Origin of the sequence: Kitasatospora sp. DSM 101779 (genome assembly GCF_025655475.1) — a bacterium.
In the GTDB taxonomy this organism is placed as follows: Bacteria; Actinomycetota; Actinomycetes; order Streptomycetales; family Streptomycetaceae; genus Kitasatospora.
This window is the reverse complement of record NZ_JAHTIK010000001.1, coordinates 7196705-7218677: the sequence shown is the minus strand read 5'-3', so window position 1 is coordinate 7218677 and position 21973 is coordinate 7196705. Positions and strand designations below refer to the sequence as shown.

The 21973-nt window shown below is 75.6% G+C and carries 19 protein-coding genes; 9 read left to right on the top strand and 10 right to left on the bottom strand.

Going from position 1 to position 21973, the window contains the following annotated elements; genetic code table 11:
- Positions 1-276 precede the first annotated feature (276 nt).
- The gene (locus KSNIM_RS32765) at positions 277-453 is read left to right on the top strand and encodes a hypothetical protein (RefSeq protein WP_263106772.1); all 177 of its coding nucleotides are present in this window, start codon (positions 277-279) and stop codon (positions 451-453) included.
- 93 nt (positions 454-546) lie between these two features.
- Entirely contained in the window at positions 547-2283 is a 1737-nt protein-coding gene (locus KSNIM_RS39200; protein ID WP_317634083.1) for a SpoIIE family protein phosphatase, read from the top strand.
- A 17-nt stretch (positions 2284-2300) separates the two neighbouring features.
- On the opposite strand, the gene KSNIM_RS39505 is transcribed toward KSNIM_RS39200, so the two are convergent.
- Complete coding sequence (locus tag KSNIM_RS39505) at positions 2301-4028, bottom strand: SpoIIE family protein phosphatase (RefSeq protein WP_411543900.1); 1728 nt, start codon at positions 4026-4028, stop codon at positions 2301-2303.
- A gap of 456 nt (positions 4029-4484) precedes the next feature.
- Here KSNIM_RS39505 and KSNIM_RS32735 point away from each other — a divergent pair, with 456 nt between their 5' ends.
- Positions 4485-4709, top strand: coding sequence for a hypothetical protein (locus tag KSNIM_RS32735; RefSeq protein ID WP_263106771.1), 225 nt, complete (start codon positions 4485-4487; stop codon positions 4707-4709).
- Here the strand turns inward: KSNIM_RS32735 and KSNIM_RS32730 are convergent.
- On the bottom strand, positions 4688-5500 hold the full coding sequence (locus KSNIM_RS32730; protein ID WP_263106770.1) for a peptidoglycan recognition protein: 813 nt from the start codon (positions 5498-5500) through the stop codon (positions 4688-4690). The two genes, KSNIM_RS32735 and KSNIM_RS32730, sit on opposite strands and share 22 nt — an antisense overlap.
- A 332-nt stretch (positions 5501-5832) precedes the next feature.
- Between KSNIM_RS32730 and KSNIM_RS32725 the strand changes: the two genes are divergently transcribed.
- From KSNIM_RS32725 to KSNIM_RS32715, 3 genes are all read left to right on the top strand, one after another.
- The gene (locus KSNIM_RS32725) at positions 5833-6834 is read left to right on the top strand and encodes an endonuclease/exonuclease/phosphatase family protein (RefSeq protein WP_263106769.1); all 1002 of its coding nucleotides are present in this window, start codon (positions 5833-5835) and stop codon (positions 6832-6834) included.
- A 94-nt stretch (positions 6835-6928) separates the two neighbouring features.
- The gene (locus KSNIM_RS32720) at positions 6929-7858 is read left to right on the top strand and encodes an NAD(P)-dependent oxidoreductase (RefSeq protein ID WP_263106768.1); all 930 of its coding nucleotides are present in this window, start codon (positions 6929-6931) and stop codon (positions 7856-7858) included.
- Between the two features lie 102 nt (positions 7859-7960).
- Complete coding sequence (locus KSNIM_RS32715) at positions 7961-9436, top strand: S28 family serine protease (RefSeq protein ID WP_411543899.1); 1476 nt, start codon at positions 7961-7963, stop codon at positions 9434-9436.
- 40 nt (positions 9437-9476) lie between these two features.
- Here KSNIM_RS32715 and KSNIM_RS32710 read toward each other — a convergent pair whose 3' ends face one another.
- Together KSNIM_RS32710 and KSNIM_RS32705 are read right to left on the bottom strand one after the other, a co-directional pair.
- Positions 9477-10088, bottom strand: a complete 612-nt coding sequence (locus KSNIM_RS32710) for a CBS domain-containing protein (RefSeq protein ID WP_317634082.1) — start codon at positions 10086-10088, stop codon at positions 9477-9479.
- 11 nt (positions 10089-10099) lie between these two features.
- Entirely contained in the window at positions 10100-10813 is a 714-nt protein-coding gene (locus KSNIM_RS32705; protein ID WP_263106765.1) for a helix-turn-helix domain-containing protein, read from the bottom strand.
- Between the two features lie 217 nt (positions 10814-11030).
- On the opposite strand from KSNIM_RS32705, the gene KSNIM_RS32700 reads away from it, so the two are divergent.
- Positions 11031-13418 (top strand): glycoside hydrolase family 65 protein, encoded by a 2388-nt coding sequence (locus tag KSNIM_RS32700; protein ID WP_263106764.1) that lies wholly within the window; start codon positions 11031-11033, stop codon positions 13416-13418.
- A 10-nt stretch (positions 13419-13428) separates the two neighbouring features.
- Here KSNIM_RS32700 and KSNIM_RS32695 read toward each other — a convergent pair whose 3' ends face one another.
- From KSNIM_RS32695 to nhaA, 5 genes are all read right to left on the bottom strand, one after another.
- Entirely contained in the window at positions 13429-14280 is an 852-nt protein-coding gene (locus KSNIM_RS32695; protein ID WP_263106763.1) for a YhjD/YihY/BrkB family envelope integrity protein, read from the bottom strand.
- Positions 14281-14389: 109 nt separating this feature from the next.
- Positions 14390-15415 (bottom strand): YihY/virulence factor BrkB family protein, encoded by a 1026-nt coding sequence (locus tag KSNIM_RS32690; RefSeq protein ID WP_411543811.1) that lies wholly within the window; start codon positions 15413-15415, stop codon positions 14390-14392.
- 93 nt (positions 15416-15508) lie between these two features.
- On the bottom strand, positions 15509-15856 hold the full coding sequence (locus tag KSNIM_RS32685; protein ID WP_263106762.1) for a hypothetical protein: 348 nt from the start codon (positions 15854-15856) through the stop codon (positions 15509-15511).
- Between the two features lie 120 nt (positions 15857-15976).
- Positions 15977-17476 (bottom strand): MFS transporter, encoded by a 1500-nt coding sequence (locus KSNIM_RS32680; protein ID WP_411543810.1) that lies wholly within the window; start codon positions 17474-17476, stop codon positions 15977-15979.
- Positions 17477-17616: 140 nt separating this feature from the next.
- Positions 17617-19446 (bottom strand): Na+/H+ antiporter NhaA, encoded by a 1830-nt coding sequence (gene nhaA / locus KSNIM_RS32675; protein ID WP_263108213.1) that lies wholly within the window; start codon positions 19444-19446, stop codon positions 17617-17619.
- Positions 19447-19774: 328 nt separating this feature from the next.
- On the opposite strand from nhaA, the gene KSNIM_RS32670 reads away from it, so the two are divergent.
- Together KSNIM_RS32670 and KSNIM_RS32665 are read left to right on the top strand one after the other, a co-directional pair.
- Positions 19775-20566, top strand: a complete 792-nt coding sequence (locus tag KSNIM_RS32670) for a hypothetical protein (protein WP_263106761.1) — start codon at positions 19775-19777, stop codon at positions 20564-20566.
- Positions 20567-20661: 95 nt separating this feature from the next.
- The gene (locus KSNIM_RS32665) at positions 20662-20844 is read left to right on the top strand and encodes an antitoxin (protein WP_263106760.1); all 183 of its coding nucleotides are present in this window, start codon (positions 20662-20664) and stop codon (positions 20842-20844) included.
- Positions 20845-20976: 132 nt separating this feature from the next.
- On the opposite strand, the gene KSNIM_RS32660 is transcribed toward KSNIM_RS32665, so the two are convergent.
- A complete protein-coding gene (locus KSNIM_RS32660) occupies positions 20977-21798 on the bottom strand; it encodes an SDR family oxidoreductase (protein ID WP_263106758.1) in 822 nt (273 codons plus the stop codon).
- Positions 21799-21973: the final 175 nt, after the last annotated feature.

Genomic DNA, 21973 nt, shown 5'->3' with positions numbered 1-21973 from the left:
CGACAGGGCCCGTACAGTGGCGGCCACGGCGCGCTTCGAGGACCTCTTCCGCACCCTGGGGGACGGCGCGAGCGGGCGGACCGCGCAGCAGCCCGTGCTGACCGGGCGGGCGGTGGCGCAGGCCCAGCCGGTGCTGGACGTCAGGCTCCCCGCATCGCCGATCGCCCTGCTGCGCCACCGCAACGGCGGCGTGGTCTCGGCCGGGCACGACGCATCCCCCCACGAGCCGGCCGACCTCCTGGTCGGGGAGTGGGGCTCCCCTCGCCCGTGCTACTGGTGTCGACCGCGTCCCCGTGCTTCGTCGGCCTCGACTACCGCGGCTGCGGGCGGCGCGGCGAGCCGGGCGTCACCTGGTTCGACGCCGAGTTCCGTACGGAACTCCCGCTCGCCCCGGACTTCCGCACCTTCGTCGAGGGGCTCACCCCCTCCGCCGCGTTCGAGGACACCCCGTGACCCGTGCCGGCACCGGCGCGCGGCACGTGGATGCGCCCGGGTCCGGCCCGCGTGATCCTGGGCAGGGGGTGCCGACACGGCCGAGGAGGCGCGTTGCACACAGGGGCTTCGGGCCGGGACGCCGCCGCCGACGCCTCGATCGCCGCACAGGCCTCGATCGACCGGGCGGCGGCCGCGCTGGCCACGGGCGGCGAGGAACTGCTGCGGCAGGTGCTGACCGACGCCCCGGTCGGCCTCGCCCTGGTCGGCCCGGACCTGCGCTGGCGCTGGGCCAACCCGGCGTTCTGCCGCACGGCGGCCGTCGGACCGGAGCGGCTGCTCGGCCGGGCCGTGGCCGCCACCGCGCTCGCCGCCGCCGCACCGGCCCTGGACGCGGTACTCGACGACGGCAGAGCCCGCGAGCCGTCCGCCGGGCATCCCGCCGTGCCCCGGCTGCGGCTGCGCGCCCGGCGGCTGGTGATCGGCGGCCGGACGGCCGGTCTGGTGGTCGCCGCCCTCGGACCGGCCGAGGAACCGCCGGCACCGGCGGCCGGGCCGGACCTGCCGCACGAACTGGAGCAGGCCCGGAGCCGGCTGGCCGTGCTGGACGCCGCCGCCGGCCGGATCGGCACCACCCTGGACGTCGACACCACCTGCGTGGAGCTCGCCGACTTCACGGTGCCGGCGCTGGCCGACCTGGCGACCGTCGAGCTGCTGCCGCCGGAGGCGGTCGACAGCGGGGTGCCGGCCGGCTCGGTGCGGCTGCACCGGGCCGCCGCCGTCTGCACGGCCGAGCTCAAACCGCAGCTGGCCCCGCTGGCCCGCCCCGGCGAGTCGGTGCGGCACCCGGAGGACTCGGCCGTCGCCCGCTGCCTGCGCAGCGGCACCCCGGTGGCCGCCCGGGTGCGGGAGGGGGCCTGGCCGGGCGCCGCGGAGGAGGCCGGCCCGGCGGCCTACCGGGCGGCCGGCCTGGACCTGCTGCTGGCCGTGCCGCTGACGGCGCGCGGCCGCACCCTCGGGGTGCTGTCGCTGGCCCGCGCCGGGGCATCCGCGAAGGACTTCACCGAGGACGACACGGTGCTCGTCGGCGACCTCGCCGGGCGCGCCGCGGTCGGGATCGACAACGCCCGGCGCTACACCCGCTCGCAGGGCATCGCCCTGCAGCTGCAGCGGGCGCTGCTCGCCGAGCCGGGCAACCCGCACCCGAACCTGGAGCTCGCCTCCCGTTACCTGCCGTCGGGCACCAGCTCGGTCGTCGGCGGCGACTGGTACGAGACGGTGCGGCTGCCGTTCGGGCGGACCCTGCTGGTGATGGGCGACGTCATGGGGCACGGCGTGGAGGCGGCCGTCGACATGAGCACCTACCGCTCGATGCTGCGGGACGTGGCCGGGATGGACCTGCCTCCGCACCGCATCCTGCGTCAGCTGGACGCGCTGATCTCCGAGAACGAGTCCTCCCGCCCGGCGACCTGCCTGCTCGCGCTCGCCGACCCGGGCCGCAACCGGTGGACGTTCTCCAGCGCCGGCCACCTGCCGCCCGCGCTCGTCCTCGCGGACCGGCCGACCGAGCTGGTCGCGGTGCCGACCGGCCCACCGCTCGGCACCGGGCTCGGCGGCTACGAGCAGCAGGCCCGCGAACTGCTGCCCGCCCAGGTGCTGCTGCTGTACACCGACGGCCTGGTCGAGCGGCGGGGCGAGGACATCGACGCCTCGCTGGCCCGGCTCGCGGCGCTGCGGCTGCCCGCCGCCGGCGACCTGGACGATCTGCTGGACTCGGTGCTGCACGCGTTGACGCCGGAGGCTGCGGAGGACGACGTGGCGGTGCTCGCCGCCCGGGTCCGCAAGCGCTGAACCCGCTGCCCGGCCGCTCAGGGCAGATTCTGCTCGGCCCAGATGACCTTGCCGGTGTCGGTGTAGCGCGTCCCCCAGCGTTCGGCGATCTGGGCGACCAGGAACAGGCCGCGGCCGCCCTCGTCCGTCGCGGAGGCCTGCCGCAACCGGGGCGAGGTGCTGCTCCCGTCGGCGACCTCGCAGATCAGCGACCGGTCGAAGAGCAACCGGACCCGGATCGGGCCGGCCGCGTGCCGGATCGCGTTGGTGACCAGCTCGCTGAGCACCAGCTCGGTTCCGGGCTCCAGCAGCTCCAGGTCCCAGCGGCGCAGCTGCTCGGTGGCCGCGGCCCGGCTCTCGGCGACGGCCGCGGGATCGGCGGGCACCTCCCACTCGGCGACCCGGTCGGCGGGCAGCGCACGGGTACGGGCGACCAGCAGCGCCACGTCGTCCTCCGGGCGGTGCGGCAGGAGTTCCTCCAGCACGGCCCGGCAGGTCTCCTCGGGGCTGCGGTCGGCGTGCGAGAGCGCGGCGCGCAGCATCTCGAGCCCGATGTCGATGTCCCTCGTCCTGGCCTCCACCAGCCCGTCGGTGTAGAGCACCAGCTGGGCGCCCTCGGGCACCTCCAGCTCGGCCGTGGTGAACGGCATGCCGCGCAGGCCGAGCGGGGGGCCGACCGGGGTGTCGGGGATCTCCACGGTGCCGTCCGGGTGGACGAGGACGGCCGGCAGGTGTCCGGCGCGGGCCAGCCGGCACCGCCGGGAGACCGGGTCGTAGATCGCGTAGAGGCAGGTGGCGCCGATGATGGCGCCCTCCATGCCGCCGGCCGTCTCCTCCTGGTCGATCCGGCTGACCACGTCGTCGAGGTGGGTCAGCAGTTCGTCCGGGGCGAGGTCGAGCGCCGAGAAGTTGTGCACGGCGGTGCGCAGCCGTCCCATGGTGGCGGCGGCGTGCAGGCCGTGGCCGACGACGTCGCCGACGACCAGGGCGACCCGGGCGCCGGAGAGCGGGATCACGTCGAACCAGTCGCCGCCGACGCCGGCGTGCGCGGGCAGGTAGCGGTAGGCGGCGTCGACGGCGTCCTGCTCGGGCAGGCCGCGCGGCAGCAGGCTCTGCTGCAGGGTGACGGCCATCGGGTGGCTGCCGGTGATCGCGGCGGTGATCTGCTCCTGGGTGGTGTACTTCGCCTCGAACAGGCCGTTGTTCCGGCCGAGCCGCAGCACCGCCACCCGGTCGGCCACGGCCTGCACGTCGTCCAGGTTGTGGCTGATGACGATCACCGCGTGCCCCTGCTCGCGCAGCCGGCGGATCAGGTCGAGGGTCTGCACGCTCTGTTCCAGGCCGAGGGCCGCGGTCGGCTCGTCGAGCATCACCAGCTTGGGGTGGCCGATCAGCGAGCGGGCGATGGCAACGGCCTGGCGCTGGCCGCCGGAGAGCGACAGCACGGGGATGCGCAGGCTGGGCAGCCGTACCGAGAGGCGCTGCAGCAGGGCGCGCGAGCGCTTCTCCATCTCGACCTCGCGCAGCGTCCCGAAGCGGCGCAGCTCGCGGCCGAGGTAGAGGTTGGCGACCACGTCGAGGCTCTCGCAGAGGGCGAGGTCCTGGTAGACGGTGGCGATGCCGAGCTGCTGGGAGTCGCGCGGCCGCCGGAGCTCCACCGGCCGGCCCTCCCACTCGATCACGCCGGTGTCCGGGGCGCTCACCCCGGCGATCACCTTGATCAGGGTGGACTTGCCGGCGCCGTTGTCGCCGACCAGTGCGAGCACCTCGCCGTGGACGACGTCGAGGTCCACGTCGCTGAGGGCCTGCAGGGTGCCGTACCGCTTGGAGATCCCGCGCAGCGACAGCAGCGGCACGCGGGCCACCCGGCCACCTCCACTCGTCCCCGGTCCGTCGGCTGGTGGCACGAGTCTGCCGCGTTGACGGGCCCGGGTGTGTCACCAACGCGCGGCGACCGCCCGAGCGGCCCCGCCCGGAGCCGGAAGTCCGGCCCGGCCGGCGGCCGACGGCCCCGGGCAGGGACCCGGCGGCTGCCCGCGACGCACCCGGCCCGGGGATCCGGCGGTGGTGCGCGGACGGACCGTCATCGCGCTGCCGGGGCGGCAGGTGTGCGTGTCCCGGCCGTCCCCGGCGGTGACGCCGACCGCCGTACCGGGCAACGGGATCACCGGCTCCGCAAAGGTGGTCGCACACCTGCCCGAACGCCTCCTACACTCCGTGCCGTGGAGAACCTGAAGTGCACGCAGTGCAGTGCCGTCGGGCTGGAGCCGGGCTTCGTCGAGGACACCGGCCAGTCGTCCTACGGCTACGCCCGCTGGATAGCGGGCGTGCTGGAGCGCGGCATCTTCGGCACGGCGAAGCGGATGGGCAAGCCGCGGTGGCAGATCGACGCGTACCGCTGCCCGGCCTGCGGCCACTTGGAGCTCTACGCGGTCAAGCCGGTCTGAGTCGCAGCCCGGGCCTGCGGCGCGCCGCCCGCGGCCTCCTGCTGGAGGCTGCGGGCCCGGTCGATGATGCCGGGGATCGCCGCGTACAGCGACTCGCCCGGGCAGAGCGTGCAGAACGCGTCCCGGTGGCCGGAGATCGCGTTGAAGGCGTGCGTCGCCCCGACCGGGAAGCGGCTGCCGCTGTTGGTGGAGGTGAGCTCGGAGCGGCCGTCGGCGCGCACCCCGTGCATGCCGAGCTTCCAGGCCGCCAGCCGGGCGATCGAGTCCACGACGGCCTGCGGGACCTCCGTCCCGGCGTTGTACGTGCCGATCGCCGCGATGCCGACGGTGTCACGGTTGAAGCCCATGGTGTGGGCGCCGACCACCGGGCGGTCGACGCCGCCGAGGCGTCCCTCCCAGATCCGGCCGAAGCGGTCGACGAGGAAGTTGTAGCCGATGTCGTCCCACCCCCGGAACTCCAGGTGGTCGCGGCGGATCGCCCGCAGGATGTCGGGCACCTCGTCGGCGGTGTAGGAGTTCAGGTCGTCGGTGTGGTGCACCAGCACCGCCCGCACCGTCCGGTCGTACTGCACCTGCGGTGCCCCCTCCCCGGACTGCCAGGTGGAGCGCAGCACGATCGGCGGCTCCGCCGGGACGGGGAGCGCCGCGGCGGCCGGCGGCACCGCCGCCGCGGGCGGTCCGTCGAGGGCGACCGAGCGGCGCGGGCGGGCCGTGGCCGGCAGCGCGGTCACGGCCCCGGCGGCGACGGCCTGCAGGGCGCGGCGCAGCACCAGACGACGGTTGATGTCCATGCCAGGGAAGCTACGGTCCACCCGTCGGCCCCGCACCTTGTCGCCCGTGTGTTCGGTCCGTCCGCCGTACCGCCTACGCCGACCGGGTCGGCTGCGGCTGCTGACCGACCGTCGGGCTGACCCGCCGTCGTCCGCGGTGCCTCCCGGTATGGCGCGAAGCGCTGCGCCGCGGTCCGTGCCCGGCCGGGGAACCGTTCGGGCGGGTGGCGGCGTCTCCAGTCGACGTCGCCGCCCGGTGATCACCGCTGACACGGTGCCGGGCGCTCCGGCGGCGGGTCGAGCGGCGTCCGGTGCGCGGGCGCGGAAGGCGAGGGTGTCGGATGGTCGGTGTTGTGACGGAGGTCGAGGCCCCTGCCCCGGCGTCGGCTGCGCCCGGCCGCCGGTGGCTGCGCGCGCTGCGGCTCCTCGTGCTGGTCTGCTGCGCCCTCGTGCTGCTGGTGCCCGCGGGACTGATCGTGGTGCGCCTCGGCGGGCTGGACGACGGGACGGACCTGGCGCTGCCGGTCGCGGGCGTGCCGTACGTCGCGGTGCTGAGCGTGCTGGTGGTGTTCACCACGGCGCTGCTGCGGGCGCGGGCGCTGGCGGCGGTGGCCGTCGCGCTGACCGCGGTGCAGCTGTTCTGGCTGGTGCCGCGGTTCGTCGGGGACGGCGGCGGGGTGCCGACGACCGCGCCGCGGCTGCGGCTCGCGACCAGCAACGCCTACCTCGGTCAGGTGGATCCGGCGGCGCTGGTGCGGCTGGTCCGCGAGGAGCGGGTCGACGTGCTGGCGGTCGAGGAGTCGAACCCGAAGCTGGCCGAGGGCCTGGAGCGCGCCGGGATGGGCGGGGTGCTGCCGTACACGGTGGCGGGCCGGTACTCCGACACGGCGCTGTACTCCCGGCTGCCGCTCTCCGCGGGCCGGGTGCCGGACGCTCCGTTCTCCGACGAGCCGACCTCGGCCGAGGTGGCGGTCGAGGGCCGCACCGTGCGGATCGTCGCCGTACACACCTACTACCCGCTGGGCGATTCCCGGAAGTGGGCGGCGGGCTTCGACGCGCTCCGCTCGGACGTGGCGGGGCGCACCCGCAACGCCGTGCTGCTCGGCGACTTCAACGCCACCCTGGACCACACGCCGATGCGGCGGCTGCTCGGAACCGGCCTGACCGACACCCACGCCGAGCTGGGCCGGGGGTTCGACGGCACCTGGCCGGCGGACCGCCCGGTGCTGCCGCCGGTGCTGCAGATCGACCACGTGCTGCACGGCGACGCGCTCAAGGCCGTCACCGTCGCGGAGCGCACCCTGCCGGGCACCGACCACCGCGCGGTCGTCGCCGAGCTCGCCGTCACCGGCTGACGGGCCGCTCACCGGTCCCCGTGCGCCTACGATCACTGGTGCAACCCGCCGGGTCCGGCCGGACCGGCGGCCTTCGAGGGAGGGAATCGGCGCGATGGACGTGGGATTCGTCGGTCTGGGCACGATGGGCCGCGGGATGGTCCGTCAACTGCTGGCGGCAGGCCACCGGGTGACGGTGTGGAACCGCTCGCCGGAGCCGGTGCGGGAGCTCGTCGCGCAGGGCGCCGCGGCCGCCGACGGGCCGGCCGGGGTGTGGCGGTGCGAGGCCGTGGTGTCGATGCTCGCGGACGACGCCGCCGTCGAGTCGGTGCTGCTGGACGAGGGTGCGCTGACCTCGGCGGCGGCCGCCGTGCACGTCAACATGGCCACCGTCTCCCCGGCGCTGGCACGCCGGGCTGCGGAGCTGCACGCCCGGCACAAGGTGGCCTACGTGGCGGCGCCGGTGCTGGGCCGGGGCGAGGTCGCCGCGGCGGGGAACCTCGCGATCCTGGCGGCCGGGCCGGCGGAGGCCCTGGACCGGGTCGCCCCGCTGTTCGAGGCGATGGGGCGGCGGACGTGGCGGCTCGGCGACCGGCCGGAGATCGCCAACACGGCCAAGATCTGCGCCAACTTCGTGCTGGTCTCGGCGGTCGAGGCGGTGTCGGAGGCGACGGCGCTCGGCGAGGCGAGCGGGCTGGCCGCCGCGGACCTGCTGTCCGTGCTGACCGGCACGGTCTTCCCCGGGCCGGTGTACGAGGGGTACGGCGCGATGATCGCCGAGCGGCGGTACGAGCCGGCCGGGTTCCGGCTCGACCTGGGCTTCAAGGACGTCGGCCTGGCACTGGACACCGCGGCCGCCGCCCGGGTGCCGATGCCGCTCGCGGGCGTGCTGCGCGACGCACTGCTGGAGGGCGTGGCGCACGGCCTCGGCGGGCAGGACCTGGCGGCACTCGGCGAGACCTCGCGGCGCCGCGCCGCACTCCCCCGGGATGCCTCGGGCGCACCGGGCGACGGCGGTGTTCCCGCCCCCGGTCCGCGGACATGACATTTCGTCAAAAGCCTTGTGGCGCGGCCGGCCCGCGCATAGGTTGTGCGACGGGTTAAACGCACTTACACCGTCGCTTGACTTCGCCGCCCCGGGAGACCCCTGTTGCGCAGCCGTCTGTGGACCACCCTCGCGGCGGGCCTCGTGTCCGCCTGTCTGCTCCCCTCCCCCGCGTTCGGTGCGGACGGCCCCGTCCGCACCGGCGCGCCCGCCGCCGCGGCCGCGACCCGGGACACCGACCTGAAGGAGCGGCTCGCCGCGATCCCGGGCATGACCGTCGTCCAGGAGAAGCAGGTCGACGGCTACCGCTTCTTCGTGCTGACCTACACCCAGCCGGTCGACCACGACCACCCCGGGCGCGGCAGCTTCCAGCAGCGGCTCACCGTGCTGCACCGCGGCGCCGACCGGCCGACCGTCTTCTCCGCGAGCGGCTACGGGCTGCCCGCCGACCCCGGCCCGTCCCGCTCCGAGCCCACCCGGCTGCTCGACGCCAACCAGGTCTCCCTGGAGTACCGGTTCTTCCGCGGCTCGGAGCCCGCCACCGGCGGCGACTGGTCGACCCTGAACGTCCGTCAGGCCACCGCCGACCAGCACGCGGTCTTCACGGCGCTGAAGGAGCTCTACCCCGGCCGCTGGATCGCCACCGGCGGCAGCAAGGGAGGCATGAACGCCGCCCACTACGAGCGGTTCCACCCCGGCGACATGGACGGCACGGTCGCCTACGTCGCCCCGGACGACGCCGCCCGGCCCGGCGACCGCGCCTACGCCGACGTGATCCGCAGCAACGGCACCCCGGAGTGCCGGGCCGCGATCGCCGGCGCCCAGGTGGAGGCGCTGCGCCGGCGCACCGCACTCACCGCCCGTTACGAGCAGTACGCCCGCGACAACGGCTACACCTTCTCCGCCGAGTTCATGGGCAGCGCCGACAAGGCCCTGGAGGCCGTGGTCGTCGACACGCCGTGGGCGTTCTGGCAGTACGGCACCGAGGCGGACTGCGCGGCCGTCCCCGGCCGGGACGCCACCGACCAGCAGCTGTGGGACTGGTTCGACGGCGTCGACGGCTTCTCCTTCTACACCGACCAGACGCTCTCGTACTACGCGCCGTACTACTACCAGGCGGCCACCGAGCTCGGCGCGCCCGAGGTGGCGTACCCGGAGCTCAAGGGCCTGCTGAAGTACCGGATCTCGGTGTGGGACTACATCCCCGACAAGGTCGCCCGGCGGCGCTTCGACCCCGGCCTGACCCGGGACGTCGACCGCTGGATCCGCCGGAACGCCCGCAACACCCTCTTCGTCTACGGCGGCCGTGACCCGTGGAGCGCCGAGCGCTTCGGCGTCTCCGCCAGGACCCGCGACAGCCACGTGCTGACCGTGGCCGACGGCAACCACGGCGCCTCGATCACCGCCCTCGCCCCGGCCGACCGCACCCTGGCCACCGACGCCCTGCGCCGCTGGGCCGGCCTGCCCCCGGCCGGTGGCTCCGGCCTCGCGGCGTCCCCGGCACCGGCCCCGTACGACGCCGTTCTCGACGCGCCCGATCCGGCCGAACGCCACCGACTGCCCGGTCTGCCCGGCTGAGCACGCCGGCCCGGCCCACGAACGCGGGCCGGGCCGGCGCTCACCCGCCACTGCGCGTCATGTCGGTGACGGAGACGACGCCGTCGACCGAGCGGCACAACCGGAGCACGACCTGCGCCAGGCCGGGCGGGTCGATCGTGCCGCGGAGCGTCACCCGCCCCTGGTCGACCTCGACCGCCACCGCGTCCGGGCCGACCCCGTCGACCGCCCCCAGCACGTCCTCGACGATCTCCCGGCGGACGGCCCGGTCGTCCCGCAGGAAGACCCGCACCAGGTCGGCCCGGGCGACCATGCCGACCAGCCGGCCGTCCCCGTCGACCACCGGAAGCCGCTTCACCCCGTGGCGCTCCATCCGCCGGGCGGCGGCCACCACACTGGCGTCCGGCGTGATGCAGACCACCGGGGTGGACATCAGCTCCCGGGCGGTCGCCGCGTCGGCGTCCGGCAGCGGCAGGGTGCGCGCCTCGTCCGGATCGTCCTGGACGGCCTGCCGGTGCAGCAGGTCGGCCTCCGACACCACGCCGATCGGCCGGTCCGACGGGTCGACCACCGGGACGGCGCTGATCCGGTGCACCGCCAGGGTGGCGGCGATCTCGCGCAGCCCCGCGCCGGGCGGGACGGCGACCACCTGCCGGGTCATCACCTCGGCCACGGACCGGTGCCTCACGGCCCACCACCGCCATCCGCGTCCCCGGCCGGTCCGACCACCCGGCCCGTGACCGTCTCCGGGACGATCCGGATCCACAGCGTCCGGTGGCCGCCCGCCCACGGCTCGGCCGCGGCCAGCCCGACCAGCCGCCGTTCCTCCTCCGGGTCGCGCACGCGCTCCGCCCTCCCGCCGAGCAGGACGCTCCAGCCGCTGCTGCGGCGGTCGTCGATGCGGTCCACCTCGAAGGCGACGTCGTCCCCGGCCGCGGCCGCCGGGGCGCCGAAGTCGGAGGTGCGGTAGGCGACCGTGGTGCCGTCGACCGTGTAGTTGACCGGCAGCACGAGCGGGAACCGCTCCCCGGGGAGGGCGATCCGGCCGACGCCGTGGGTGCCGAGTCGCGCCCAGCACTCCTGCTCGGTGAGCCTGAGCAGGCGGGGCCGGGGCGCGGCCCGCGGACCGCCGGGCGGCGCATCGGTGCGGCCCTCGACCAGGTCCGCCCGGCTCATGCCGAGCACCCGGGCCAGGCGGAACACGGCCCCCGGGTCGAAGCCCGGTCCGAAGTCCAGCAGCTGGCCGAGGTAGCGCGGCGACATGCCGGCCCGTGCGGCCGCCTCGTCCTGGCCGAGCCCGAGCTGCCGGCAGCGGGTGACGACCCGTCGGGCGATGTCGTCCGGGAGGCCGGCGGCCGGCCCGGGGGCCGCGGCCGGGGCGCTGGTGATCTCGTTCATGTCCGATGACCGTTCGTGCGGAGACGTTCCCGTGCCCCCGTTCCAGCGTCGGACCGCAGCCGCCGCGGGCGCCAGGGCCGGAAGCCTCACCGCCGGGGCCGAACGGCCCCCTCGGCGCACGCCCCGGGCGGGCCGCCGTGCGCAACCGGATGCGGGCCCCCGGGCAGCGGCATAGCGTGGCTGCCCGGGGGTGCCGTCGCGAGGGTGAGGTGGAGCGGTGCGCCGTCCCGCGGAGGACTGGCAGCTCGTGTACGAGGGTTTCGACCCGGCCGCGGAGGGTGTGCGCGAGGCGCTCTGCGCGGTGGGGAACGGCTACCTGGTCACCCGCGGCGCCGCACCGGAGTCCACCGCCGACGGAGTCCACTACCCGGGCACCTACCTGGCGGGCTGCTACGACCGTGCGGCCACCGCCGTCCGCGGGCGGCAGGTCGAGAACGAGGACCTGGTCAACTGCCCCAACTGGCTGCCGCTCACCTTCCGGCCGTCCGGCGGCGCCTGGTTCACCGGCCCGCCCGTGACCCAGCGCCTGGTGCTCGACCTGCGGCGGGGCGTCCTGACGAGGCACGCCCTGGTGGAGGACGGCGAGGGCCGCCGGACCCGGCTCGTCCAGCGGCGGATCGCCAGCCAGGCCCAGCCGCACCTGGTCGCCCTGGAGACCGAGCTGCTGCCGGAGAACTGGTCGGGGCCGCTGGAGGTCCGCTCGGCGCTGGACGGCACCGTCACCAACTCCGGCGTGGCCCGCTACCGGGGCCTGGCCCGTCGCCACCTCCGGCCGCTGGAGCAGGGCGCCGGCCCCGACGGACTGCTCGTGCTGCAGGTCGCCACGGCGAACTCACCGCGGTGCATCGCCCTCGCCGCCCGCACCCGCGCACGTCGCGCCGGCGCCGCCGTCCCCGCCGCCGTCACCGTGCACAGCCGCCCCGGCTGGGCGGCGCAGCTCCTCACCGTCGAGGCCGAGCAGGGCGTGCCCGTCACGGTGGAGAAGACCGTCGCCGTGTACACCGACCACGACCCGGCCGTCGCCGTCCCGCTGCACGCCGCGACCGTGCTGGCCGCGGCGGCCGGGGACTTCGGGCAGCTGGCGGACGAGCACGCGCTGCGCTGGGCCGAGCTGTGGCGCCGCTGCCGGATCGACGCGGACTTCGACGGGATCGGCACGCTCCGCCTGCACCTCTTCCACCTGCTGCAGACCTACTCCGAGCACTCCGTCGACCTCGACGTCGGCATCCCGGCCCGCGGACTGCACGGCGAGGCCTACCGCGGCCACGTCTTCTGGGACGAGCTGTTCGTCCTCCAGCTGCTCAACCTGCGCTTTCCCGAGCTCGCCCGGGCCGTGCTCCACTACCGGCACCGGCGGCTCGGAGCGGCCCGCCTGGCCGCCGCCGACGCCGGACTGCGCGGCGCGATGTACCCGTGGCAGAGCGCGAGCGAGGGCCGCGAGGAGTCGCAGCAGCTGCACCTCAACCCGCTCTCCGGCCGCTGGCTGCCCGACCACAGCCACCTGCAGCGGCACGTGGGCTCGGCCGTCGCCTACAACGTCTGGCAGTACTACCAGGCCACCGGGGACGTCGACTTCCTGGCCGAGACGGGCGCCGAGATGCTGTTGGAGATCGCCCGGTTCTGGTCCTCGGCCGCCGAGTGGGACCCGGCCCGCGAGCGGTACTCGATCCGCGGCGTGCTCGGGCCGGACGAGTACCACGACGCCTATCCGTGGGCCGACCGGCCCGGCCTGGACGACAACGCCTACACCAACGTGCTCGCCTCCTGGGTGCTGGCCCGCGGCCTGGACACCGTCGACGTGCTGCCCGGCTATCGGCGCGACGAGCTGCTGGAGCGCCTCGCCCTCGACCGCGCCGAGCTGGACCGCTGGCAGGAGGTCGGCCGCCGCCTGCACGTGCCCTTCCACGACGGCGTGATCAGCCAGTTCGAGGGCTACGAGCGCCTCGCCGAGCTCGACTGGGAACGCTACCGACGGCACTACCCGGGGCTGCGGCGCCTCGACCGGATCCTGGAGGCGGAGGGCGACAGCGTCAACCGCTACAAGGCCTCCAAGCAGGCGGACGCCCTGATGCTGTTCCACCTGTTCTCCGCCCGCGAGGTGCGCGGCCTGCTGCGCCGCCTCGGCTACCCGGCCGGCGAGGAACTGCTGCGCCGGACCGTCCGCCACTACCTCCCGCGGACGGTGCACGGCTCGACGCTCAGCGCGGTGGTGCACGCCTGGGTGCTGACCCGCTCCGACCGCCGGGCCTCGTGGCGGTTCTTCCGGGACGCACTGGCCGCGGACCGCGAGGACCTGCAGGGCGGCACCACCGCGGAGGGCATCCACCTCGGCGCGATGGCCGGCACCGTGGACCTGCTGCAGCGCTGCTACACCGGGCTGGAGATCCGCGAGGACGCGATCTGGCTCGACCCGCGGCTGCCGTCCGCGCTGCGGCGCCTGGAGCTGGACCTGCGCTACCGCGGCCACTGGGGGGTGACCGTGGCGGTCGACCGGCACACGGTGGCCGTCTCGCTGCCCGAGAGCCGCCAGGAACCGATCCGGATCCGTCTGCGCGGCTCCTGCCACACCGTCCGGCCGGGCGAGCGCCGCGTCCTCTCGCTCTGAGCCGGGCGGGTCAGCGCGGGCCGCGGCGGCGCGGGGTGGGCGTACGCTGCAGCGCCCGGCCGGCCAGCGCCCCCGCGTACACGCAGTAGCCGACCCCGATCAGCCAGGACTGCACCACCAGCACGGTGCCGATCGCCCCGTACGACACCGCGTTGGAGACGATCATCGGGGCGAACGCCAGCCGGGAGAAGATCCGCAGGCCGACGAGGGCGCACACCGTCAGGCCGGCCCCCGGGAGCAGCGCCCGCCAGGACACCCGTCCGCCGAGCAGCAGCCGCGGCAGCCACCAGAAGAAGAGCAGACCGCCGATCAGGGTCGCCGCGACCCGCAGCGCCGGCTGCGCGCCGCTGGCGTGCCACGGGACGCCGCTCCAGGCCGCCACCAGCACGTAGCCGATCAGCCCGCCGAGGCCGACCACCTGGCGCCACACCGCGTGCCAGGCACCCGGCGGCAGCTGCCAGATCCGCTCGTACGCGTTCTGCACGGCCGCCATCAGGGAGACCCCGAAGACCGCCAGGGCGGCGAGGCTGAGTCCGGTCGTGGTGGTGACGACCTCGCGGCGGGAGGCGAAGAGCTCGTCCACCGCGGCGGCCGAGCGGCCGGACAGCCCGAGGCCGTCGATCATCCAGTCGGCGATCCCGCTGCCGCTGGTCGGCGAGGCGGCGGCGATGACCACCAGCAGCGGCACCACGGTGACGAAGCAGAGCGCGGCGAACGCCATCGAGCGGTGCAGCAGTTCGATCTCCCGGCCGCGGCGCCACACCTCCCGGGCGGCCACGGCGAGCCGCGCCCGCAGGCCGCCCGGCAGCGGACGCCCGGACCGCGGCAGCGGCCGCCCCTGCAGGTGCTGGCCGCCGGTCACCGCGCCGCTCCCCCGTCCGGGTGATGCCCTTCGGCCGGACGGCGGCACCGGGGCCGCACTGCCCCGCTCGGGTCGGGCCGGCACGCCGCCATCGGACACTCCCCTCCGCTCAGGGGCCGCCACCGGACTCGGCGTCGTCCCAGGTCTCGGTGGAACGCGGCTCGACGTACGGCTCGTGCTTCCGCGGCAGGCCGCCCTGGACGGCCCGGGCCCGTGACAGCTCGGCGTCGAACTCCAACCCCAACAGGATCGCCAGGTTGGTCAGCCACAGCCACACCAGGAAGACGATCACCCCGGCCAGGGTGCCGTAGGTGCGGTTGTACGAGGAGAAGTTCGCCACGAAGGCGGCGAACCCGGCGGACAGCCCGAGCCAGAGCGCCACCGCCAGCACGCTGCCGGGCGACACCCAGCGGAAGCCGCGGCCGCGGACGTTGGGCGCGGCCCAGTACAGCAGCGCGATCATCAGCGTGACCAGCAGGAGCAGCACCGGCCACTTGGCGAACGACCAGATCCGCACCCCGACGTCGCCGATCCCCAGCGTCTCACCCGCCTTCTGCGCGAGCGGCCCGGTGAACACGACGATCACGGCGCTGCCGGCGAGCAGCAGCATCAGCACCACCGTCAGCCCGAGCCGCAGCGGGGTCAGCCTCCACACCGGGCGGCCCTCGCGGATGTCGTACACCACGTTGGCCGCGCGGATGAACGCGGCGATGTAGCCGGACGCCGACCACAGCGCGCCGGCCAGGCCGAGAACGGCGAGGGCGCCGCTGGTGCCGTGGCTGCGCTGCAGCTCCTCGACGCCGCCGCGGAGGATGTCCCGGGCCGGGCCGGGCGTCCAGGTGCGCAGGTTGTCGAGCAGCTGCTCGGTGGCGGACCGCCCGACCAGGCCGACCAGCGAGACGAGCAGCAGCAGGGTGGGGAAGATCGCGAGGACGCCGTAGTAGGTGAGCGCGGCCGCCCGGTCGGAGAGCTCGTCGTCGAGGATCTCCCGGCCGGTGCGGCGCAGCGCGTCCTGCCAGCCGCGGCGGCGCAGCCGGGTCGGCCGGTCGGGGGCGCGGCGGCGCACCCGGGCACTGGGCCCGGACCGGGCGATCGTGCGGCGGCGGGCCAGCGTGTGTCTGCGAAGTCGGTCCACGCCCGCGCGTCTGTCCGCCCGCGGCGGATCCAACCGCACGGCGGCGGCCCGGGTGCCGGGGCGGTGGCCGTGCGATCCGGCGGCGGTACGGGCTCAGGCGCTCTCGGGACCGGTCTCCCGGACCCGGCCGCGGCGGGCGCGGTGGGCGCGGACGGCCCGGGTGATGCCGTAGCCGAGCAGCCAGGGCAGCACCGTGATGCCGAAGACGTAGCCGCCGAAGTAGGCCAGGTAGTCGCCCGGTTCCCTGCCCGGGCGGCAGGCGACCACGCCCAGCGTCACCACCGGCTCCAGCGGCAGCAGCACCGACCACAGCCGCGGCCACAGCCCCGGCTGCCGGGCGTTCCACGCCCCCAGGGAGGCCATGACGAACGGCCCGAGCGGGACCCAGAACACGACCGGGTAGAACAGCAGCACCCACCAGTCGTCCGACGCTCCACCCATCATGAGATCCCCCTGTGCCCGCGGCCGCCGAGTCTCCCGCCCCGGCGGCACCCCTGCGTGACGTACGGGGCCAGCATGCCGTACGGGTGCGACGGCGGGGTGGCGGCCGGCAGGGTCCGGTCAGTGGCGGGAGGCGGGCGGCCGGTCGGGCGGGGGGCGGCGCCGGATGTCGGCGGCGGCGACGGTGAGGGCGACCAGGACGAACGCGGCGGAGACGGCGATGCCCCGTTGGAAGGCGCCCGTCCAGGCGGCCGGGGCGCCGCCGGCGTGGCCGAGGAAGACCGAGCCGACCACCGCGATGCCGACGGCCGAGCCGATCCGCTGCGCCGTCTGCAGCACGCCGCCGGCGCTGCCCGCACGGACGACCGGAACCTCCTGCAGGGTGACCGTCTGATTGGGGGCGATGACCAGGCCGCTGCCGGCCCCGGCGAGCAGCAGCGGCGCCGCGGTGGCCCAGCCGGTGCCGTCGCCCGAGGTCAGGTGGGCGGCGAGCGCCGCGCCGCCGAGGCCGACCAGCACAGTGGCGAGGCCGGACGCGACCAGCCGCCGCCCGCGCCGGGCGACCAGCCGGCCGCCCACCGCCGCCGCCACCGCCGAGCCCACGGCGAACGGGGTGATCGCCAGGCCCGCGGCCAGCGCGGTGTAGTGCAGCCCCGCCTGCAGGTAGAGCGTGAACACGAAGAAGACCGAGGTGAACCCGGCGAAGTACAGCAGCGAGAGCAGGGTGCCGGCCGCGTAGGAACGGCGGGCGAAGAGGTCCATGCTGACCAGCGGTTCGCGACTGCGCCCGTACCGGGTCTCCCAGGCGGCGAAGGCGGCGAGCAGCAGGACGGCGACCGGCAGCAGCAGCCAGCGGGCCGGGTCGTGCCACTGTTCCTGGACGAAGGGCAGCAGGAGCGCGGTGGTGCCGACGCCGAGGAGCAGGAGGCCGACCGGATCGAGGTCGCTGTGCCGGACACCGCCGGCGGGGCGGGGCGGCGGGTCCGGAAGCAGGCGGCGGGCGACCGGCAGTGCGGCGATCCCGATCGGGACGTTGACCAGGAAGACCAAGCGCCAGCCGTTCTGCGGACCGGCGAGTTCGATGAGCAGTCCGCCGAGCAGCGGTCCGACGGCGGTCGAGATGCCGATGACGGCGCCGAGCATGCCGAAGGCGCGGCCGCGCTCGGGGCCGGGGAAGGCGGTCTGGATGAAGCCGGAGACCTGCGGCACGATGATGCCGCCGGCGAGGCCCTGGACCAGCCGGGCGGTGATCAGCCAGGCCTCGTTCTGGGCGGCGCCGCACAGGGCGCTGGCGCCGGTGAACAGCGCGAGTCCGGTCAGGAAGACGGCGCGCCGGCTGCGGGCGTCGCCGAGCCGTCCGGCGGGCACGAGGGCGAGTCCGAAGGCCAGGGCGTAACCGCTGAGCACCCATTGCAGGCCGCTCTGCGTCATGTGCAGGCCGGTGCGGACGGTCGGCAGGGCGACGTTGACGATGCTGACGTCCAGCAGGGTCATGAAGCCGGCGATCAGGCAGACCACCAGGGCGCGCCAGAGCTGGGGCACGGGCTCGGCGGCCGCGGCGGGGAGGTCCGTGCGGGCGTCGGGTTGCGGGCCCCCGCTGCCGGGTCCGGCGCTGGCCACCTGGGGGCCTCCTTCCGGCTGCCGCGGCGGAGGACGGGCCCGGGTGCGCCGCGGGCCGATTCCGCCCCTCCGACCAGGGTGCACCCGGGCGGGGGCGGGCGCGTCGCCGTACGACAGGGGCGGTGGCGGTGGCAGGCGGGTCAGCGGACCAGGGCGGCCCGTTCGCGGGCGGCCCGGACGGCCTCCTTGAGGCTGGCGATGTCGTAGGCGCCGTAGTGCCGGCGCCCGTTGACGAAGAAGGTGGGAGTGCCGGAGACGCCGCTGAGATCGGCCGAATCGACGTCCTCGGAGACCCGGACGGCACCGGCCCGGGCCCGCAGGTCGGTCTCGAACCTCTCGCCGTCCACCCCGACGGTCTCGGCGTACTTCAGCAGGTCGTGGAGCTTCAGCGCGCCCTGGTGGGCGAGCAGCAGGTCGTGCATCTCCCAGTACGCGCCCTGCATCCCGGCGGCCTCCGCCGCCTCCGCCGCCAGCTGGGCGTGCGGGTGGACGTCGTTCAGCGGCAGGTGGCGCCAGACGTAGCGGATGTCCCCGGCACCGGCGAGCAGCTCGCGGACGACCGGCTCGGCCTGGCCGCAGTACGGGCACTCGAAGTCGCCGTACTCGACGACGGTCACCAGGGCCTCCATCGGGCCGCGGACGTGGTCGCGCTCGGCGTCCACGGAGGCCGCCAGGTCGATGATGGACTCGGACGTGCCGAGCAGCGCCCGCATCCGGCCGGTGCGCGGCATCAGCGCGATCAGCCGGGTGATCACCCAGGTCACCGCGGACGCGCAGACCACCGCCGCCAGGATGCCGACCTTCGCCTCGTCCAGCCGCGGGCCGTCGAACGCCAGCGTGGCGATCAGCAGCGACACCGTGAACCCGACCCCGGCGATCGCGCCGCCCGCCGCCACCGCGCCCCAGCCGACCGGGGGTCGCAGCCGGCCGCGGCTGAAGGCTGTGGTGAGCAGCGTGGAGCCGAGGATGCCGACCGGCTTGCCGAGCACGTAGCCGAGGACGATGCCGAGCGTGACCGGCGAGTGCAGGGCCCGGGTCAGCTGCTCCTCGGAGAAGGTGATGCCCGCGTTGGCGAGGGCGAACAGCGGCACGATGACGTAGCTCGTCCACGGGTGGTAGATCTGCTGGAGCCGCTCGTTCGGGGAGATCGCGGTGGCCAGACCGGCCCGCAGGGTGCGTTCCAGCTCCGGGGTGGGCTGCTCGCGGAACAGCCGGAACAGGTCGCTCGCCCGCTCCAGGTCGCTGCGGGACGCGGGGTAGGCGTAGGTCAGCAGGCCCATCGCCAGACCGGTGACCACCGGGTCCACGCCCGACTTCAGCAGGGCCACCCAGAGGGCCACCGCGAGCAGCGCGTACACGCCGCCGCGGCGCAGGCCCGCGGCGCGGGCCAGCAGGATCACCGCGAGGATGCCGAGGCCGGCCAGCAGGGCGGGCCACGCGATGCTGCCGCTGTAGGCGACGGCGATGACGCCCAGGGCGACGAAGTCGTCGACGACCGCGACGGTGAGGATGAAGGTGCGCAGCGACTCCGGCAGCCGGTTTCCGAACAGGGCGAGCATGCCGAGGGCGAAGGCGGTGTCGGTGGACATCGCGGTGCCCCAGCCGTGCAGCTCGCCGTCCCCGGCGTTGACCGCGAGGAAGATCACGACGGGGACGACCATCCCGAACACCCCGGCGATCAGCGGCAGCGCTATCCGGCGGCGCTCACGCAGCTCGCCCATGTCGAACTCGCGGCGGGCCTCCAGGCCCACCACGAAGAAGAACAGCGTCATCAGGCCGCTGTTCACCCATTCGCGCAGGTCCAGGGAGATACCGGAGTCGCCGAGCCGCACCGCGAGGACGGTCTCCCAGAAGGACTCGTACGACCCCGCCGCGACGTTCGCCCAGACCAGGGCGGCGAGGGTGGCGGCGAGCAGGACGGCGGCGCTGCCGGTCTCGGTGCGGAGGAAGTCCCGCAGCGGGGTGCGCATGTCGGCACCGCAGGTCGTCTGGCCGGAGTAGTGCGGCAGCTCTGAGGGGGCGGACACCCGATCATTCTCGCGCCGGAGGGGGTGTCCGCGCGGCACACCGCCGCGGTGGGCGTGGTGACGGAGGTCACAGGCGCGCCTCAGGTGCCCGGGACCGGTCGGTCACGCGCCTGGCGGCACGTCGGCCGGTCGTTCGTGGGACTGGTCGGGTGGCGCCGGGTGAACGCCCGCGTACGGGTTCCGGGCGGCGGGTACGTGGGACGGCATGGGACTGCTGCGCAGGCGACGGCCGGAGCCGCCGGACGAGGGGGCCGGGGCCACGGGGTCGGAGATGAGTCCGGAGGCGGCGGCGGAGGCGCTGGCGTCGATGTCGCGCGAGATGGAGGAGGGCTCGCCGTCGAGTCGCCGGCGGGCCGCCCGGCGGGCGGGCGCGCTGGTGTCGTCGACCGTGCGGCTGCTGCTGCGCGGGGGTGCCGCGACGGCGCGGGTGACCTGGGTGGGCGGCCGGGCGCTGACCGAGCGGCTGCTGCAGACGGCACCGCGGATCCCGGTGCGGGACCTGGCGACGCTGCGGGCGCAGCACCCGAAGGCCGGGGACGCCGAGGCGCTCGCGGATCTGCTGGTGGCGGGGGCCGTGCGGGCCTCGGCCTCGGTCGGGGCCGGGGTGGGGGCGGCGGCGATGCTGCCGGTGCCGGCTGCCATGGCCGCCGAGGTCGCGGCGGAGACGCTGGTGGTGGCTGCGGTCGAGATCAAGCTGATCGCCGAGCTGCACCAGGTGTACGGCGTGCCGGCGGGCGGCAGCCCCGCGCAGCGAACGGCCGCGTACGTCAATGCGTGGGCGGACCGGCGCGGGCTCGCCTCGGTGACGCCCTCGCATCCGGTGGGCGTGGCGGCGGTGACGGGGCTGGCGGTGGGCACCGAGGTGCGGCGCAAGGTCCGCAAGCGGCTGACCCGCAGCACGCTGCGCAAGCTGCCCACGCTCTTCCCGCTGCTCGTCGGGGCGGGGCTCGGCGCGGTGCTGAACCGGCGGGACACCCGGCGGCTGGCCTCGCGGGTGCGGGCCGATCTGCGGCGCCGGACGGATGCTGTGCCCGGGTACTGGGCCGCCGCCGCACCGTCGTGAGCCGGGTCCGGGCGGCTCCGGGAGCCGCTGGAGATGTGGATCTCGTCCGGGTCGGCGATGGTGGGTAGACCGGCAGCTCCTAAGGAGGAAGCCAGATGTCGATGCTGGACAAGCTCAAGAGCATGATGAAGGGCCACGAGTCCACGGCCCAGAAGGGTGTCGAGAAGGCCGGTGACGCCGTCGACGCCAAGACCCAGAGCAGGTACCAGGGCCAGGTGGACACCGCCCAGCAGAAGATCAACGAGCACCTCGGCGAGCAGCCGCCCGAGCAGCGGTAGCCCCGCCCCGGCCGTGGACGGCCGCCTCTCCCGGTCACCCCGGGGAGGCGGCCGTCGGCCGTGCTGTCCGCCGCCTGCCGGGCAGCCGTGGCACGGCGGCAGGAGACGCGCGCCGCGGGTGCGCGCCGCGGGTCAGCGGCCGGGGACGAGGGCGCGGGCGGCCGCGAGCTCCGCGCGGGCGGCCTCCTCGACGGCGGCGAGGAAGGCGTGGGCGTCCTCACCGACGGGCACCCGGACTGGCGACTCCTCGGCGGCGACCAGGCGGAGCACGTGGCGGGCGAAATCCTCGGGGCGGCCGAGCTGCGGGTTGTCGCGCATGGCGTGCATGCCGTCGCGCATCGGGTCGGTGGTGGCGGCGTAGGCGGGCAGACGGGTCGCGGTCTGCGCGATGGCGTCGCCGTAGCCGGTGGCGAAGCCGCCCGGTTCGACGGCGGTGACGCGGATCCCGAGCGGTCCGGCCTCGGCGGCGAGCGCCTGGGTCATCCCCTCGAGCGCGTACTTGCCGGCGACGTAGGCGGAGAGGCCGGGGAAGGCCATCCGGCCGGCGAGCGAGGAGACGTTGACGATGTGGCCGGCGCCCTGGGCGCGCATCACCGGGAGGGCGAGCCGGGCCAGCCGCCAGGGGGCGACGACCAGGATCTCCAGTTGGTCGCGCAGTTCCTCGTCGGAGACCTCCTCGACGGTGCCGAACAGGCCGCTGGCGGCGTTGTTGACCAGGACGTCCAGGCCGCCGAAGCGGTCGACGGCGGCGGCGACGGCGGATTCGCACTGGCCGGGGTCGCGGATGTCCAGGGCGGCGGTGAGCACCCGGTCCGGGTGACGGGCCGCCAGTTCCGCGAGGGTGTCCGGTTTGCGGGCGGTGGCCAGGACGTACTCGCCGGCCTCCGCCGCGGCGGTGGCGAGGGCGAGGCCGAGCCCCGACGAGCATCCGGTGACCAGCCAGCGACGCGCCATGGGGGACGCCTTCCTGTCGGTGGGCGGGCTCCGACCGAGCCCCGGCCACTGTGGCAGAGCGGCGGGAAGCGACGCGCCGGGCGCGGAGCGTCGCGCGGGGTCGCCCGGGGGCTCGCGGGAGCGGACCGGGCCGGCGCCGCACGCCCGTCCGCCCGGCCGTGTCCCGCCGGCCGCC

Coding starts and splice junctions, on each gene's coding strand:
- KSNIM_RS32730 (WP_263106770.1), bottom strand. CDS start 5,500: ATGGACATCAACCGTCGTCTGGTGCTGCGCCGCGCCCTGCAGGCCGTC.
- KSNIM_RS32720 (WP_263106768.1), top strand. CDS start 6,929: ATGGACGTGGGATTCGTCGGTCTGGGCACGATGGGCCGCGGGATGGTC.
- KSNIM_RS32705 (WP_263106765.1), bottom strand. CDS start 10,813: ATGAACGAGATCACCAGCGCCCCGGCCGCGGCCCCCGGGCCGGCCGCC.
- KSNIM_RS32685 (WP_263106762.1), bottom strand. CDS start 15,856: ATGGGTGGAGCGTCGGACGACTGGTGGGTGCTGCTGTTCTACCCGGTC.
- nhaA (WP_263108213.1), bottom strand. CDS start 19,446: ATGCGCACCCCGCTGCGGGACTTCCTCCGCACCGAGACCGGCAGCGCC.
- KSNIM_RS32670 (WP_263106761.1), top strand. CDS start 19,775: ATGAGTCCGGAGGCGGCGGCGGAGGCGCTGGCGTCGATGTCGCGCGAG.
- KSNIM_RS32665 (WP_263106760.1), top strand. CDS start 20,662: ATGTCGATGCTGGACAAGCTCAAGAGCATGATGAAGGGCCACGAGTCC.
- KSNIM_RS32660 (WP_263106758.1), bottom strand. CDS start 21,798: ATGGCGCGTCGCTGGCTGGTCACCGGATGCTCGTCGGGGCTCGGCCTC.